Source organism: Thalassospira sp. UBA4513 (assembly GCF_002388495.1).
GTDB classification, from domain to species: Bacteria; Pseudomonadota; Alphaproteobacteria; order Rhodospirillales; family Thalassospiraceae; genus Thalassospira; species Thalassospira tepidiphila.
Window position 1 is genome coordinate 124051 of sequence record NZ_DGMR01000025.1, and the last position, 2370, is coordinate 126420.

Annotated in this window: 2 protein-coding genes; one reads left to right on the forward strand and one right to left on the reverse strand. The window is 51.9% G+C overall.

Annotation, left to right across the window (positions count from 1 at the left end; translation table 11 throughout):
- Nucleotides 1–82: 82 nt before the first annotated feature.
- Nucleotides 83–340 carry a DUF4212 domain-containing protein gene (locus B2T33_RS10660; protein ID WP_008889559.1) on the reverse strand — a complete coding sequence of 86 codons (258 nt, stop codon included), beginning with the start codon at nucleotides 338–340 and terminating at the stop codon, nucleotides 83–85.
- A 594-nt stretch (nucleotides 341–934) separates the two neighbouring features.
- Between B2T33_RS10660 and ettA the strand changes: the two genes are divergently transcribed.
- A partial coding sequence (gene ettA / locus B2T33_RS10665; RefSeq protein ID WP_286791974.1) for an energy-dependent translational throttle protein EttA occupies nucleotides 935–2370 on the forward strand: 1436 nt, incomplete at its 3' end.

Sequence of the window (2370 nt, forward strand, 5' to 3'; positions counted from 1 at the left end):
CGATATACAGCGCGAAGCTCAAGCCGACGGCAATATATGTAAGGGTGGTAAGATCCATCTTGTCTGTCTCCCTGATCCTGCGTCAGTCGTCTTCACGAACGCCGAATTCGCGATCCAGTTTGTTCATCTTGGCCACATAGACGAAAATCAGTGCGACAAAGACGTAAATGGACCCCTGTTGAGCAAACCAGAAACCAAGCTGGAAGCCCGCGATTTCGATAGAGTTGAGGGCATCGACAAACAAGATGCCGAAACCGTAGGAAACGATGAACCAGATCGCGATAAGGACCGAGACCAGCTTCACGTTTCTCTTCCAGTAGGCTGCGCTTTGTTCATCCATCGCGCGTCTCCTTCCTAGAAATGATAACTTTCCCTGCCGACATATTTTTATGCTGTGTTTGTCGGCCGCATGAATGCGTGGCGTTGAATGCATCAAGACACACTCATTGCCTGTAAAGCTCGATACCAGTTTTCGAGAGTCGCCATAAGCTAATCATTAGTCGTATAGAACAGGGTGTTAGAAGGTGTTCTGCCCCAACGTCGAATATAAATAGTGACAGAATCCGGGCGGTTTTCACTGTGTGCATTGCAGCATTTTAAGGTTGAAAAACATTGCGTCTAAGTGCCTAAAAAGTGACGTTTTTATAACTTAAGGGTCCCGTCCCGGTTCGACGCGGCTATTTTTTGTCTGAAATCGACGCGAATTTGGTTTGCCTAACCCGATTGATGTCGCCGACGCGAGATCACTTGATGCACCTTGTTTCATCTCGCCAGTTGGCATGTTTTGATAGCATGTGAGCTGTCTGCGGTTTGAAGTTGTTAAGAGCCTGCCTGTCGGTTACAAACGGGCACAGTATTTCAGGCATGCGCATAAGTGTGCCGAAGTGTTTCAGCCCAACAGGGCGGACCCAACGACTTTTGGATGGGGAATTTAATGGCATCTTACCAGTATATTTACGTCATGAAGGACCTGACCAAGATCCTTCCGGGCGGTCGCGAACTTTTCAAGGGCATCACACTGTCCTTCCTGCCAGGCGTAAAAATCGGTGTTCTGGGCAACAACGGCGCAGGTAAATCCACCCTGCTGAAAATCATGGCCGGCATCGAAAAGGATTACGCCGGTGAAGCCTGGCCTGCCGAAGGTGTCAATGTCGGCTATCTTGAGCAGGAACCGCAGCTTAACCCGGAGAAAGACGTTCTTGGTAACGTCATGGAAGGGTGTGGCTCGATTGTTGACGATCTTGCACGCTTCAACGAAATCAGCGGCAAGTTTGCCGAGCCGATGACCGATGACGAAATGAATGATCTCCTTGCAGAGCAGGGTGAGCTTCAGGAACGCATCGATGCGGCCAATGGCTGGGATTTGGAACGCACCCTTGAGATCGCGATGGACGCCCTGCGTTGTCCACCCAAGGATGCGGACGTAACCAAGCTTTCAGGCGGTGAGCGCCGTCGTGTCGCCCTTTGCCGCCTTTTGCTTGCAAAGCCTGACATTCTGCTGCTTGACGAACCGACCAACCACCTTGACGCTGAATCGGTTGCGTGGCTTGAGCGCCACCTTGAAGATTATCAGGGTACCGTCATTCTGGTCACCCACGATCGTTACTTCCTTGATAACGTCACGGGCTGGATTCTAGAACTTGACCGCGGTCAGGGCATTCCGTTTGAAGGCAACTATTCCTCCTGGCTTGAGCAGAAGCAAAAGCGTTTGGAACAGGAATCCCGTCAGGAAGGCAGCCGCCAGAAACAGCTTGCCACCGAACTTGAGTGGATCCGTCAGAACCCGAAAGGCCGTCAGGCAAAATCCAAGGCCCGTGTTCGCGCTTATGACGATCTTGTCGCCGAGGCCGCAAAAGCGGTGCCGGATTCCACCAAGATCGTTATTCCGATTGCCGAGCGCCTTGGTAACGAAGTTATCACTGCTGAAGGTCTGACCAAGGCATATGGTGACAAGCTTCTGTTTGAAAACCTTGATTTCCGCCTGCCGCCGGGTGGCATCGTTGGTGTGATCGGTCCGAACGGTGCGGGTAAAACCACTCTGTTCAAAATGTTGACGGGTGCTGATACCCCGGATGCAGGAACGCTCAAGATCGGTGATACCGTCAAGATGGGCTATGTCGACCAGTCGCGTGACTCGCTTGATCCGAACAAGACTGTTTGGCAGGAAGTTTCTGACGGCCTTGACGAGATTCTTCTGGGCAAGCGCCCGATGTCGTCGCGTGCCTATGTATCACAGTTCGCCTTCAAGGGCGCAGATCAGCAGAAAAAAGTCGGTCAGTTGTCGGGTGGTGAACGTAACCGCGTTCATCTTGCCAAGATGCTGAAGTCCGGCGCGAACGTTCTGCTGCTTGACGAACCGACCAACGATCT